The 14,462-nt window shown below is 41.6% G+C and carries 12 protein-coding genes; all 12 read left to right on the forward strand.

Annotation, left to right across the window (positions count from 1 at the left end):
• The first annotated feature begins 268 nt into the window (after window positions 1-268).
• Window positions 269-973 carry a TIGR02206 family membrane protein gene (locus HT691_RS07070; RefSeq protein ID WP_001055261.1) on the forward strand — a complete coding sequence of 235 codons (705 nt, stop codon included), beginning with the start codon at window positions 269-271 and terminating at the stop codon, window positions 971-973.
• A 218-nt stretch (window positions 974-1,191) separates the two neighbouring features.
• On the forward strand, window positions 1,192-2,565 hold the full coding sequence (ftsA, locus tag HT691_RS07075; protein WP_000090408.1) for a cell division protein FtsA: 1,374 nt from the start codon (window positions 1,192-1,194) through the stop codon (window positions 2,563-2,565).
• Window positions 2,566-2,581: 16 nt separating this feature from the next.
• The gene (ftsZ, locus tag HT691_RS07080) at window positions 2,582-3,841 is read left to right on the forward strand and encodes a cell division protein FtsZ (RefSeq protein ID WP_172921699.1); all 1,260 of its coding nucleotides are present in this window, start codon (window positions 2,582-2,584) and stop codon (window positions 3,839-3,841) included.
• 4 nt (window positions 3,842-3,845) lie between these two features.
• Window positions 3,846-4,517: a YggS family pyridoxal phosphate-dependent enzyme gene (locus HT691_RS07085; protein WP_166731381.1), complete on the forward strand. Its 672-nt coding sequence runs from the start codon at window positions 3,846-3,848 to the stop codon at window positions 4,515-4,517.
• Window positions 4,518-4,526: 9 nt separating this feature from the next.
• A complete protein-coding gene (locus HT691_RS07090; protein ID WP_000053381.1) occupies window positions 4,527-5,066 on the forward strand; it encodes a cell division protein SepF in 540 nt (179 codons plus the stop codon).
• The gene (locus tag HT691_RS07095; RefSeq protein ID WP_000576513.1) at window positions 5,066-5,329 is read left to right on the forward strand and encodes a YggT family protein; all 264 of its coding nucleotides are present in this window, start codon (window positions 5,066-5,068) and stop codon (window positions 5,327-5,329) included. Before HT691_RS07090 ends, HT691_RS07095 begins: the two co-directional genes overlap by 1 nt.
• Window positions 5,326-6,111, forward strand: a complete 786-nt coding sequence (locus tag HT691_RS07100) for an RNA-binding protein (RefSeq protein ID WP_001032411.1) — start codon at window positions 5,326-5,328, stop codon at window positions 6,109-6,111. Before HT691_RS07095 ends, HT691_RS07100 begins: the two co-directional genes overlap by 4 nt.
• An 8-nt stretch (window positions 6,112-6,119) precedes the next feature.
• Entirely contained in the window at window positions 6,120-7,001 is an 882-nt protein-coding gene (locus HT691_RS07105; RefSeq protein ID WP_001123177.1) for a DivIVA domain-containing protein, read from the forward strand.
• A 252-nt stretch (window positions 7,002-7,253) separates the two neighbouring features.
• The gene (ileS, locus tag HT691_RS07110) at window positions 7,254-10,046 is read left to right on the forward strand and encodes an isoleucine--tRNA ligase (protein WP_138706134.1); all 2,793 of its coding nucleotides are present in this window, start codon (window positions 7,254-7,256) and stop codon (window positions 10,044-10,046) included.
• Window positions 10,047-10,191: 145 nt separating this feature from the next.
• Window positions 10,192-10,884, forward strand: coding sequence for a phosphoglycerate mutase (locus HT691_RS07115; protein ID WP_000240129.1), 693 nt, complete (start codon window positions 10,192-10,194; stop codon window positions 10,882-10,884).
• 118 nt (window positions 10,885-11,002) lie between these two features.
• On the forward strand, window positions 11,003-11,704 hold the full coding sequence (locus HT691_RS07120; RefSeq protein WP_023933206.1) for an ABC transporter ATP-binding protein: 702 nt from the start codon (window positions 11,003-11,005) through the stop codon (window positions 11,702-11,704).
• A 1-nt stretch (window position 11,705) separates the two neighbouring features.
• Complete coding sequence (locus tag HT691_RS07125; protein ID WP_172925314.1) at window positions 11,706-14,414, forward strand: FtsX-like permease family protein; 2,709 nt, start codon at window positions 11,706-11,708, stop codon at window positions 14,412-14,414.
• Window positions 14,415-14,462 lie beyond the last annotated feature (48 nt).

The following is a 14,462-nucleotide window of genomic DNA, read 5'->3' on the forward strand; positions in this document are numbered from 1 at the left end:
CACAACTGTCAAAGTCCCGCTTCTCGATGGACAATTCCAAGAAAATCAAGAAATCGCTGACCTTCAATTTTTTGCAATTGACCAACTGCCGAATTTATCTGAAAAACGCATTACCAAGGAGCAAATCGAGATTCTTTGGCAGGTTTATCAAGGTCAGAGGGAGCAATATCTTGACTAAGAAGATGATTATCGTATTTCTAAATCCATTTTTGACAAATAGCATGGTATAATAATATGCAGGAAAATTTTGAATTATGAGGAAGACTAGATGAATTTATGGGATATTTTTTTTACAACTCAGCCAACAGAACCACCTAAATTTGACCTTTTTTGGTATGTTAGCCTATTTACGCTCTTAGCCTTGACCTTTTATACAGCCTATCGCTATCGTGAAAAGAAGGTTTACCAACGATTTTTCCAGATTTTACAGGCCGTTCAGTTGATCCTTCTTTATGGTTGGTACTGGGTCAATCATATGCCATTGTCAGAAAGCCTACCCTTTTACCATTGCCGTATGGCTATGTTTGTGGTACTCTTGCTTCCTGGTCAGTCCAAATATAAACAATACTTTGCATTATTGGGAACATTTGGGACATTAGCAGCCTTTGTTTATCCAGTGCCAGATGCTTACCCTTTTCCACATATCACCATTTTATCCTTTATCTTTGGTCATTTAGCACTCTTGGGGAACTCTCTAGTTTATCTATTGAGACAGTATAGTGCGAAATTGCTGGATGTGAAGGGAATTTTTCTCATGACCTTTGCCCTAAATGCCTTGATTTTTGTGGTCAATTTGGTAACAGGTGGGGATTACGGATTCTTGACAAAACCGCCATTGGTTGGGGATCATGGTCTAGTAGCTAATTATTTACTTGTTTCAATTGTGCTGGTAGCTACTATCAGTTTGACTAAGAAAATCTTAGAATTCTTTTTAGCTCAAGAAGCAGAAAAAATGATTGCAAAGAAAGCTTAACACAGAGCTTTCTTTTTTTGTCTTAGAGAGTTTTTACAAGCAGCTTATAAAATAAGAATTTCTGAACATAGAAACTCAAAAATTGGCTGGGAAATTTAGGAAAAAAGCAAGCATGATTAAATTTTTTGTGTTATAATATTCTGTGAATAGCTATGCCTAAGTTTAGCTATGGAATAATACGAAGTGCGAAACTTGGAAGATAGAGAGGATGCGATGTAATGGCTAGAGAAGGCTTTTTTACAGGTCTAGATATTGGAACAAGCTCTGTCAAGGTGCTTGTAGCCGAGCAGAGAAATGGTGAATTAAATGTAATTGGCGTGAGTAATGCCAAAAGTAAAGGTGTAAAGGATGGAATTATTGTTGATATTGATGCAGCAGCAACTGCTATCAAGTCAGCCATTTCCCAAGCAGAAGAAAAGTCAGGCATTTCGATTAAATCAGTGAATGTCGGCTTGCCTGGTAATCTTTTGCAGGTAGAACCAACTCAAGGGATGATTCCAGTAACATCTGATACCAAGGAAATTACGGATCAAGATGTTGAAAATGTTGTCAAATCAGCTTTGACAAAGAGTATGACACCTGACCGTGAAGTCATTACCTTTATTCCTGAAGAATTTATTGTGGATGGTTTCCAAGGGATTCGTGACCCACGTGGCATGATGGGGGTTCGTCTTGAAATGCGTGGTTTGCTTTATACAGGTCCTCGCACTATTTTACATAACCTACGTAAGACAGTAGAACGTGTCGGACTACAGGTTGAAAATGTTATTATTTCACCACTAGCAATGGTTCAATCAGTTTTGAACGAAGGTGAACGTGAATTTGGTGCTACAGTGATTGATATGGGAGCAGGTCAAACGACTGTCGCTACAATCCGTAACCAAGAACTTCAGTTCACACATATTCTCCAAGAAGGTGGAGATTATGTAACTAAAGATATCTCCAAGGTTTTGAAAACCTCTCGCAAATTAGCGGAAGGCTTGAAACTGAATTACGGGGAAGCCTATCCGCCTCTTGCAAGCAAAGAAACCTTCCAAGTAGAAGTTATTGGAGAAGTAGAAGCAGTTGAAGTGACGGAAGCCTACTTGTCAGAAATTATTTCTGCACGAATTAAGCACATCCTTGAGCAAATCAAGCAAGAATTAGATAGAAGACGTCTATTGGAGCTCCCTGGTGGTATTGTCTTAATCGGTGGGAATGCCATTTTACCAGGTATGGTTGAACTTGCTCAGGAAGTCTTTGGCGTCCGTGTCAAGCTTTATGTTCCAAATCAAGTTGGTATCCGTAATCCAGCCTTTGCGCATGTGATTAGTTTATCAGAATTTGCGGGTCAATTAACAGAAGTGAATCTTTTGGCTCAGAGAGCGATAAAAGGTGAGAATGACTTAAGCCATCAGCCAATTAGTTTTGGTGGGATGCTGCAAAAAACAGCTCAGTTTGTACAATCAACGCCTGTTCAACCAGCTCCTGCTCCAGAAGTAGAGCCGGTGGCTCCTACAGAACCAATGGCGGATTTCCAACAAGCTTCACAAAATAAACCGAAATTAGCAGATCGTTTCCGTGGCTTGATCGGAAGCATGTTTGACGAATAAAGAGGAAAAATAAATTATGACATTTTCATTTGATACAGCTGCTGCTCAAGGTGCAGTGATTAAAGTAATTGGTGTCGGTGGAGGTGGTGGCAATGCCATCAACCGTATGGTCGACGAAGGTGTTACAGGCGTAGAATTTATCGCAGCAAACACAGATGTACAAGCATTGAGTAGTACAAAAGCTGAGACTGTTATTCAGTTGGGACCTAAATTGACTCGTGGTTTGGGTGCAGGAGGTCAACCTGAGGTTGGTCGTAAAGCTGCTGAAGAAAGCGAAGAAACACTGACGGAAGCTATCAGTGGCGCCGATATGGTCTTCATCACTGCTGGTATGGGAGGAGGCTCTGGAACTGGAGCTGCTCCTGTTATTGCTCGTATCGCCAAAGATTTAGGTGCGCTTACAGTTGGTGTTGTAACACGTCCCTTTGGTTTTGAAGGAAGTAAGCGTGGACAATTTGCTGTAGAAGGAATCAATCAACTTCGTGAGCATGTGGATACTCTATTGATTATTTCAAACAACAACTTGCTTGAAATTGTTGATAAGAAAACACCGCTTTTGGAGGCTCTTAGCGAAGCGGATAACGTTCTTCGTCAAGGTGTTCAAGGGATTACAGATTTGATTACCAATCCAGGATTGATTAACCTTGACTTTGCCGATGTGAAAACAGTTATGGCAAATAAAGGGAATGCTCTCATGGGTATTGGTATCGGTAGTGGAGAAGAACGTGTGGTAGAAGCGGCGCGTAAGGCAATTTACTCTCCACTTCTTGAAACAACAATTGATGGAGCAGAAGATGTGATTGTCAACGTAACTGGTGGTCTCGATTTAACCTTGATTGAAGCTGAGGAGGCTTCACAAATTGTGAACCAGGCAGCAGGTCAAGGAGTGAACATCTGGCTCGGTACTTCAATTGATGAAAGTATGCGTGATGAAATTCGTGTAACAGTTGTCGCAACGGGTGTTCGTCAAGACCGCGTAGAGAAGGCTGTTGCTCCACAAGCTAGACCGACTACTAACTACCGTGAGACAGTGAAATCAGCTCATTCACATGGCTTTGATCGTCATTTTGATATGGCAGAAACAGCTGAATTGCCAAAACAAAATCCACGTCGTTTGGAACCAACTCAAGCATCTGCTTTTGGTGATTGGGATCTTCGCCGTGAATCGATTGTTCGTACAACAGATTCAGTCGTTTCTCCAGTTGAACGCTTTGAAGCCCCAACATCACAAGATGAAGATGAATTGGATACACCTCCATTTTTCAAAAATCGTTAAGTAAATGAATGTAAAAGAAAATACAGAACTTGTTTTTCGAGAAGTTGCAGAGGCTAGTCTGAGTGCTCATCGAGAGAGTGGTTCAGTCTCTGTCATTGCAGTTACCAAGTATGTAGATGTACCGACAGCGGAAGCCTTGCTTCCGCTAGGGGTTCATCATATCGGTGAAAATCGTGTAGATAAGTTTCTGGAAAAATATGAAGCTTTAAAAGATCGAGATGTGACTTGGCATTTGATTGGTACCTTGCAAAGACGTAAGGTGAAAGATGTCATTCAATACGTTGATTATTTCCATGCCTTGGATTCAGTAAAGCTAGCGGAGGAAATCCAAAAAAGAAGTGACCGAGTCATCAAGTGTTTCCTTCAAGTAAATATTTCTAAAGAAGAAAGCAAGCACGGTTTTTCGAGAGAGGAACTGCTGGATATCTTGCCAGAGTTAGCCAGACTAGATAAGATTGAATATGTTGGTTTAATGACGATGGCACCTTTTGAGGCTAGAAGTGAGCAGTTGAAAGAAATTTTCAAGGCGACCCAAGATTTACAAAGAGAAATCCAAGAAAAACAAATTCCAAATATGCCTATGACCGAGTTAAGTATGGGAATGAGTCGTGATTATAAAGAAGCGATTCAATTCGGTTCCACCTTTGTTCGTATAGGTACAGCATTTTTTAAGTAGGAGAGAACCATGTCTTTAAAAGATAGATTCGATAGATTTATAGATTATTTTACGGAGGATGAGGATTCAAGTCTCCCTTATGAAAAAAGAGATGAGCCTGTGTTTACTCCAGTAAATTCTTCACAGGAACCGGCTCTCCCAATCACTCAAACTCCACAATCAGCTGGAACAAAGGAGAACAATATCACCAGACTTCATGCAAGACAACAGGAATTGGCAAATCAGAGTCAGCGTGCAACTGATAAGGTCATTATAGATGTTCGTTATCCTAGAAAATATGAAGACGCAACAGAAATTGTTGATTTATTGGCAGGAAACGAAAGTATCTTGATTGATTTTCAATATATGACTGAAGTGCAGGCTCGTCGTTGTTTGGATTACCTGGATGGGGCTTGCCATGTTCTAGCTGGAAGTCTGAAAAAAGTAGCTTCTACCATGTATCTGTTGACACCAGTGAATGTTATTGTGAATGTAGAAGATATTCGTTTGCCAGATGAAGATCAACAGGGTGAGTTTGATTTTGATATGAGACGAAATAGAGTACGATAATGATTTTTTTAATTCGTATGATTTATAATGCAGTGGATATTTACTCCCTGATTTTGGTAGCCTTCGCTGTCATGTCTTGGTTTCCAGGTGCCTACGAATCCAGTTTAGGTCGTTGGATTGTAGCGTTGGTAAAACCAGTTCTTGCTCCCTTGCAACGCCTGCCTTTACAGATAGCGGGCCTTGATTTATCTGTTTGGGTTGCGATTGTTTTGGTTCGATTTTTAGGAGAAAACCTAGTCCGTTTTCTGGCGATGATAGGATGAATAAAGGGATTTATCAGCATTTCTCCATAGAAGATCGTCCCTTTCTTGACAAGGGAATGGAATGGATAAAGAAGGTAGAAGATAGCTATGCTCCTTTTTTAACTCCTTTTATCAATCCTCATCAGGAGAAGCTATTAAAGATTTTGGCCAAAACCTATGGTCTTGCTTGTAGCAGTAGTGGGGAATTTGTCTCGAGTGAGTATGTTCGAGTTTTATTATACCCAGATTATTTCCAACCAGAGTTTTCAGATTTTGAAATATCTCTTCAGGAAATCGTGTATTCCAATAAATTTGAACATTTAACGCATGCTAAGATTTTAGGGACAGTCATCAATCAATTAGGGATTGAACGGAAACTTTTTGGAGATATCCTAGTAGATGAAGAACGGGCGCAGATTATGATTAATCAGCAGTTTCTTCTTCTCTTTCAAGATGGATTAAAGAAAATTGGTCGTATACCTGTTTCGCTGGAGGAACGTCCTTTCGCCGAGAAAATAGATAAGCTAGAACAGTATCGAGAACTGGATTTATCTGTGTCTAGTTTTCGATTAGATGTTCTTTTATCAAATGTTTTGAAACTATCTAGGAATCAAGCAAACCAGTTGATTGAAAAGAAACTTGTCCAAGTAAATTATCATGTGGTAGACAAATCAGATTACACTGTTCAAGTTGGAGATTTGATTAGTGTGAGAAAATTTGGTCGCTTGAGATTACTTCAAGATAAGGGACAAACGAAAAAAGAGAAGAAAAAAATAACCGTCCAGTTATTATTAAGTAAGTGAGGAATAGAATGCCAATTACATCATTAGAAATAAAGGACAAGACCTTTGGAACTCGATTCAGAGGCTTTGATCCAGAAGAAGTCGATGAATTTTTAGATATTGTGGTTCGTGATTACGAAGATCTTGTTCGTGCGAATCATGATAAAGATTTGCGTATTAAGAGTTTAGAAGAGCGTTTGTCTTACTTTGACGAAATGAAAGATTCATTGAGCCAGTCTGTATTGATTGCCCAAGACACAGCTGAGCGAGTGAAACAAGCAGCACATGAACGTTCAAACAATATCATTCATCAAGCAGAGCAGGATGCGCAACGCTTGTTGGAAGAAGCTAAATATAAGGCAAACGAGATTCTTCGTCAAGCAACAGACAATGCTAAGAAAGTTGCTGTTGAAACCGAAGAGTTGAAGAACAAGAGCCGTGTCTTCCACCAACGTCTCAAATCTACAATTGAGAGTCAGTTGGCTATTGTTGAATCTTCAGACTGGGAAGATATTCTTCGCCCAACAGCTACTTATCTTCAAACCAGTGATGAAGCCTTTAAAGAAGTGGTTAGCGAGGTACTTGGAGAACCGATTCCAGCTCCAATTGAGGAAGAACCAATTGATATGACACGTCAGTTCTCTCAAGCAGAAATGGCAGAGTTACAGGCTCGTATTGAAGCAGCCAATAAAGAATTGGCTGAATTTGAAGCTCAGACTAAACAGGAAGTGGAAGCTCCAACTCCTGTAGTGGGTCCTCAAATGGAAGAAGAACCTGCTCATCCAGTTGGTCCAATGTATGAAGAGCCAGAAGTAGCTCCAGTACATCCTTCGGCTCCAACACCAGCTACAGAAACATTTGATTCAGCACCAGGATTTGAAGCACCGCAAGAATCCGTTACAATTTTATAAGAAATATTCTGAGAACAATATCTTATCCTTATATTTCCAGCGAGCAGGAGATGGTGTGAGTCCTGTAATCCCTATTGATAAGATTATCCTCTCAAAAACTCAAGTCTGAAGTTAGTAGGATTTGACGTTCCCCACGTTACGGGATAAGAGGGAGAAAGACTAAATCTTTTTCCGAATAAAGGTGGTACCACGATTTTCGTCCTTTTTGGCAGTCGTGGTTTTTAATTTGTGATTATTTATAAAGGAGATACCATGAAACTCAAAGATACCCTTAATCTTGGGAAAACAGCTTTCCCAATGCGTGCAGGCCTTCCTACCAAAGAGCCAGTTTGGCAAAAGGAATGGGAAGATGCAAAACTTTACCAACGTCGTCAAGAATTGAACCAAGGAAAACCTCATTTCACCTTGCATGATGGCCCTCCATACGCGAACGGAAATATCCACGTTGGACACGCTATGAACAAGATTTCAAAAGATATCATTGTTCGCTCAAAATCTATGTCAGGTTTTTACGCACCATTTATCCCAGGTTGGGATACTCATGGTCTGCCAATCGAGCAAGTTTTGGCAAAACAAGGTGTCAAACGTAAAGAAATGGACTTGGTTGAGTACTTGAAACTTTGCCGTGAATACGCTCTTTCTCAAGTAGATAAACAACGTGAAGACTTTAAACGTTTGGGTGTTTCTGGTGACTGGGAAAATCCATATGTGACTTTGACTCCTGATTATGAAGCAGCTCAAATCCGTGTATTTGGTGAGATGGCTAATAAAGGCTATATCTACCGTGGTGCAAAACCAGTTTACTGGTCATGGTCATCTGAGTCAGCCCTTGCCGAAGCGGAAATTGAATACCATGATTTGGTTTCAACTTCCCTTTACTATGCCAATAAGGTAAAAGATGGCAAAGGTGTTCTAGATACAGAGACTTATATCGTAGTCTGGACAACAACTCCATTTACTATCACAGCTTCTCGTGGTTTGACGGTTGGAGCAGATATTGATTACGTTTTAGTTCAACCTGCTGGTGAAACTCGTAAGTTTGTCGTTGCTGCAGAATTGTTGACTAGCTTGTCTGAGAAATTTGGTTGGGCTGATGTTCAAGTGTTGGCAACTTACCGTGGTCAAGAACTCAACCACATCGTGACAGAACACCCATGGGATACTGCAGTAGATGAGCTCGTTATCCTTGGTGACCACGTTACCACTGACTCTGGTACTGGTATCGTCCATACAGCCCCTGGTTTTGGTGAGGACGACTATAATGTTGGTATTGCTAATGGTCTTGAAGTCGCAGTGACTGTTGACGAACGTGGTATCATGATGAAGAATGCTGGTCCTGAGTTTGAAGGCCAATTCTACGATAAGGTTGTACCAACTGTTATTGAAAAACTTGGCAGCCTCCTTCTTGCCCAAGAAGAAATTTCTCACTCATATCCATTTGACTGGCGTACTAAGAAACCAATTATCTGGCGTGCAGTTCCACAATGGTTTGCTTCTGTATCAAAATTCCGTCAAGAAATCTTGGATGAAATTGAAAAAGTAAAATTCCACTCTGAATGGGGGAAAGTGCGTCTTTACAACATGATTCGTGACCGTGGTGACTGGGTTATCTCTCGTCAACGTGCTTGGGGTGTTCCGCTTCCTATCTTCTACGCTGAAGATGGTACAGCTATCATGACTGCTGAAACTATTGAACACGTGGCTCAACTCTTTGAGGAACATGGTTCAAGTATTTGGTGGGAACGTGATGCTAAGGACCTCTTGCCAGAAGGATTTACTCATCCAGGTTCACCAAATGGTGAGTTCAAAAAAGAAACAGATATCATGGACGTTTGGTTTGACTCAGGTTCATCATGGAATGGAGTTGTAGTAAACCGTCCTGAGTTGACTTACCCAGCAGATCTTTACCTAGAAGGTTCTGACCAATACCGTGGTTGGTTCAACTCATCACTCATCACATCTGTTGCCAATCATGGTGTAGCACCTTACAAACAAATTCTGTCACAAGGATTTGCCCTTGATGGTAAAGGTGAGAAGATGTCTAAATCTCTTGGAAATACCATTGCTCCAAGCGATGTTGAAAAACAATTCGGTGCTGAAATCTTGCGTCTCTGGGTAACAAGTGTTGACTCAAGCAACGACGTGCGTATCTCTATGGATATCTTGAGCCAAGTCTCTGAAACTTACCGTAAGATCCGTAACACTCTTCGTTTCTTGATTGCCAATACATCTGACTTTAACCCAGCTCAAGATGCAGTCGCTTACGATGAACTTCGTTCAGTTGATAAGTACATGACGATTCGCTTTAACCAGCTTGTCAAGACCATTCGTGATGCCTATGCGGACTTTGAATTCTTGACAATCTACAAGGCCTTGGTGAACTTTATCAACGTTGACTTGTCAGCCTTCTACCTTGATTTTGCCAAAGACGTTGTTTACATTGAAGGTGCCAAATCATTGGAACGCCGTCAAATGCAGACTGTCTTCTATGACATTCTTGTCAAAATCACCAAACTCTTGACACCAATCCTTCCTCATACTGCGGAAGAAATCTGGTCATACCTTGAGTTTGAAGCTGAAGACTTTGTTCAATTGTCAGAATTGCCAGAAGCAGAAACTTTTGCTAATCAAGAAGAAATCTTGGATACATGGGCAGCTTTCATGGACTTCCGTGGACAAGCTCAAAAAGCCTTGGAAGAAGCGCGTAATGCCAAAGTTATCGGTAAATCACTTGAAGCTCACTTGACAGTTTATCCAAACGAAGTTGTGAAAACTCTACTTGAAGCAGTAAACAGCAATGTAGCTCAACTTTTGATTGTGTCAGACTTGACCATCGCAGAAGGACCAGCTCCAGAAGCTGCTGTTAGCTTCGAAGATGTAGCCTTTACAGTTGAACGCGCTGCAGGCCAAGTATGTGACCGCTGCCGTCGTATCGACCCAACAACAGCAGAACGTAGCTACCACGCAGTTATCTGTGACCACTGTGCAAGCATCGTAGAAGAAAACTTTGCGGACGCAGTCGCAGAAGGATTTGAAGAGAAGTAAGGTTGTTGTCTGATACTAAGAAGGAAAAGGATTGCCAAACAGTCCTTTCCTTTTTGGTTATGACTAGCTTTTTTGTGAAAAATTGTGTAAAATAGAATAGATAAACGAGGGGAAACCTCGGAAAATTTAAAGGAGAATCCATCTAATGGTAAAATTGGTTTTTGCTCGCCACGGTGAGTCTGAATGGAACAAAGCTAACCTTTTCACTGGTTGGGCTGATGTTGATTTGTCTGAAAAAGGTACACAACAAGCGATTGACGCTGGTAAATTGATCAAAGAAGCTGGTATCGAATTTGACCAAGCTTACACTTCAGTATTGAAACGTGCGATCAAAACAACGAACTTGGCTCTTGAAGCTTCTGACCAATTGTGGGTTCCAGTTGAAAAATCATGGCGCCTGAACGAACGTCACTACGGTGGTTTGACTGGTAAAAACAAAGCTGAAGCTGCTGAGCAATTTGGTGATGAGCAAGTTCACATCTGGCGTCGTTCATACGATGTATTGCCTCCAAACATGGACCGTGATGATGAGCACTCAGCTCACACAGACCGTCGTTACGCTTCACTTGACGACTCAGTAATCCCAGATGCTGAAAACTTGAAAGTGACTTTGGAACGTGCCCTTCCTTTCTGGGAAGATAAAATCGCTCCAGCTCTTAAAGATGGTAAAAACGTATTCGTAGGAGCTCACGGTAACTCAATCCGTGCCCTTGTAAAACACATCAAAGGTTTGTCAGATGACGAGATCATGGACGTGGAAATCCCTAACTTCCCACCATTGGTATTCGAATTCGACGAAAAATTGAACGTAGTTTCTGAATACTACCTTGGAAAATAAAAAAATGTAAGTCTAGAATTGATTTCTAGGCTTTTTGTTTTTGTTCCCAGTTTCCAACTAGTTGAAAAAGCGATATAATGATAGTAGGAAGTAATTTGTTTAAGAGAGGGTGGCACTGATGGCTTATATTGAGATGAAACACTGTTACAAGCGTTATCAGGTTGGGGACACGGAGATTGTGGCCAATCGCGATGTGAATTTTGAAATTGAAAAGGGTGAATTGGTTATTATTCTAGGTGCATCTGGTGCAGGCAAGTCAACGGTTCTTAACCTTCTTGGGGGAATGGATACCAATGATGAGGGGGAAATCTGGATTGATGGTGCCAATATTGCCGACTACAATTCCCACCAGAGAACTAATTACCGTAGAAATGATGTCGGTTTTGTTTTTCAGTTTTATAATCTAGTGTCCAATCTGACAGCTAAGGAAAATGTGGAATTGGCCTCAGAAATTGTGACAGATGCCTTGGATCCTGAACAGGTCTTGACAGATGTAGGTCTGGCTCATCGTCTCAATAACTTTCCAGCCCAGCTTTCTGGAGGGGAGCAACAGCGAGTCTCCATTGCACGCGCGGTAGCCAAAAATCCTAAAATTCTCCTTTGTGACGAACCGACAGGCGCCTTGGACTATCAGACGGGCAAGCAAGTCTTGAAAATACTCCAAGACATGTCTCGTCAAAAGGGAGCAACGGTAATCATCGTGACTCACAATGGAGCTTTAGCGCCCATTGCTGATCGCGTGATTCATATGCACGATGCCAGTGTCAAGGATGTGGTGCTCAACCAGCATCCTCAGGATATCGACAGTTTGGAGTACTAGCATGATGAAGCGAAAAACCTATTGGAAGGACTTAATTCAGTCCTTCACAGGCTCCAAGGGGCGTTTTTTATCCATCTTGACCTTGATGATGTTGGGATCTCTAGCCCTAGTAGGCCTCAAAGTAACCAGTCCCAACATGGAGGCGACAGCTAATGCTTATTTAACAACTGCTCAAACCTTGGATTTGGCGGTTATGTCTAACTATGGTTTGGATCAAGCAGATCAAGAAGAACTAGAACAGATAGAGGGTGCAGAGGTCGAGTTTGGCTATTTGACAGATGTGGCTATGGAGAATGGGCAGGATGCCATTCGGCTGTATTCCAAACCAGAGCGAATTTCAATCTTTCAACTAAGAGAGGGACGACTTCCTCAGTCAGACAAGGAAATCGCTTTGGCCAGTCATCTGCAGAGTCAATATAGTGTGGGACAGGAGATTAGTTTTAAAGAAAAAGAAGAGGGTCATTCCTCTTTAAAAGACCATACTTATACCATTACTGGTTTTGTGGATTCAGCTGAAATCCTCTCCCAGCGAGATATGGGCTACGCAGGAAGTGGAAGTGGAACTCTGACAGCCTATGGGGTGATTTTACCTAGTCAGTTTGATCAGAAAGTCTACAATATAGCTCGTTTGAAATATCAAGATTTAGCAGACTTAAATGCTTTTTCATCAGCTTATGAAGAAAAATCCAAACAGCATCAGGAAGATTTAGAACAAGCTTTGTCAGATAATGGCAAGGCACGTCTGCAACTCTTGAAAAAAGAAGGGCAAGAGTCTCTCGATAAGGGGCAAGAGACCCTTGACAAGGTTGAGACTAATTTGCAAGAAGGCAAGCGTCGTTTAGCAACTGCTCAAGCTCGTTTACAGGCTCAGGAAAGTCAACTAGCTTTGCTTCCTCAAGCTCAGAGAGAGCAGGCTAGTTCTCAACTTACCCAAGCCAAGCAGGAATTGAGCAAGGAAGAGGATAGGCTAAAGCAGGCCGAACAAAATCTAGCCCAAGAAAAGGAAAAATTAGAAAAACATCAGCAAGTCTTGGATGATTTAGCTGAGCCCAAGTATCAAGTCTATAATCGGCAAACCATGCCTGGCGGTCAAGGCTACCTCATGTACAGCAATGCTTCAGCCAGTATTCGGGCAGTGGGCAATATCTTTCCTGTAGTGCTTTATGCCGTAGCAGCCATGGTGACCTTTACAACCATGACTCGTTTTGTGGATGAAGAACGAACTCATGCAGGAATTTTTAAGGCCTTGGGCTATCGTAGCAAGGATATTATCGCCAAGTTTCTCCTCTACGGTCTAGTAGCTGGGACTGTCGGAACAGCTCTAGGTAGTATACTTGGCCATTATTTACTAGCTAGTGTGATTTCAAGTGTCATTACAAAAGGCATGGTGGTGGGAGAAACCCAGATTCAGTTCTATTGGACCTATAGCTTACTAGCTCTTGTCTTGAGTTGGTTGGCGAGTGTGTTACCAGCCTATCTGGTGGCTTGGAGGGAACTTCATGCCGAAGCAGCCCAGCTTTTACTACCTAAACCTCCTGTCAAAGGAGCTAAAATCTTACTAGAGCGCATCGGTTTTATCTGGCGCCATCTCAGTTTTACCCATAAGGTAACAGCCCGCAATATCTTCCGTTATAAGCAACGGATGTTGATGACGATCTTTGGTGTGGCAGGTTCTGTAGCCCTGCTCTTTGCAGGTTTGGGAATCCAATCCTCTGTAGCAGGAGTTCCGTCCAGACAGTTTCAACAAATCCAACAGTATCAGATGATTGTTTCTGAAAATCCTAGTGCGACCAATCAGGACAAGGCAGAGCTAGAAGAAGTGTTGAGAGGGCAGGACATCAAAGCTTACCAGAAAATCTATTCTAAAACGCTAGACAAGGATTTCAAAGGCAAGGCTGGTTTTCAGACCATTACCCTTATGATGACAGAGAAGGAAGATTTGACTCCCTTTATTTATCTGCAACATCATCAGCAGGAGCTGACATTAAAAGATGGCGTCGTTATTACAGCTAAACTTGCCCAGCTGGCAGATGTCAAGGTTGGGCAGACTCTAGAAATTGAAGGTAAGGAACTAAAGGTCGCTGCTATTACTGAGAACTACGTTGGTCACTTTATTTATATGAGTCAGGCTAGCTATGAGCAAATTTACGGACAGCTACCCCAAGCCAACACTTATCTGGTCTCGCTAAGGGATACCAGTGCGTCTAGTATCGAAAGTCAGGCAGGCTTACTTATGAATCAAGCTGCGGTGTCCAGTGTTGTTCAAAATGCTTCAGCCATTCGCCTCTTTGACTCCGTCGCTAGCTCACTCAATCAGACCATGACCATCTTGGTCATCGTATCGGTTCTGTTGGCTATTGTTATCCTCTACAATCTGACCAATATCAACGTGGCTGAGAGAATCCGTGAACTCTCCACTATCAAGGTTCTCGGTTTTCATAATAATGAAGTTACCCTCTACATTTATCGTGAGACGATTGTGCTGTCCCTTGTGGGAATCGTACTTGGTTTGGTATCTGGTTTCTATTTACACCAATTTTTGATTCAAATGATTTCGCCTGCGACTATTCTCTTTTATCTGCAGGTAGGCTGGGAAGTCTATGTAATTCCAGTGGCAGCAGTAAGCATCATTTTGGCCTTGCTTGGTTTCTTTGTCAATTATCATCTGAGAAAGGTTGATATGCTTGAAGCCTTGAAATCTGTAGAGTAAGGTAGTTGTTTTTAGATAATTGAACTTGAATTTACTTGTAAAAAATCC

The organism is Streptococcus sp. 477 (assembly GCF_013277295.1).
Lineage (GTDB): Bacteria > Bacillota > Bacilli > Lactobacillales > Streptococcaceae > Streptococcus > Streptococcus pseudopneumoniae.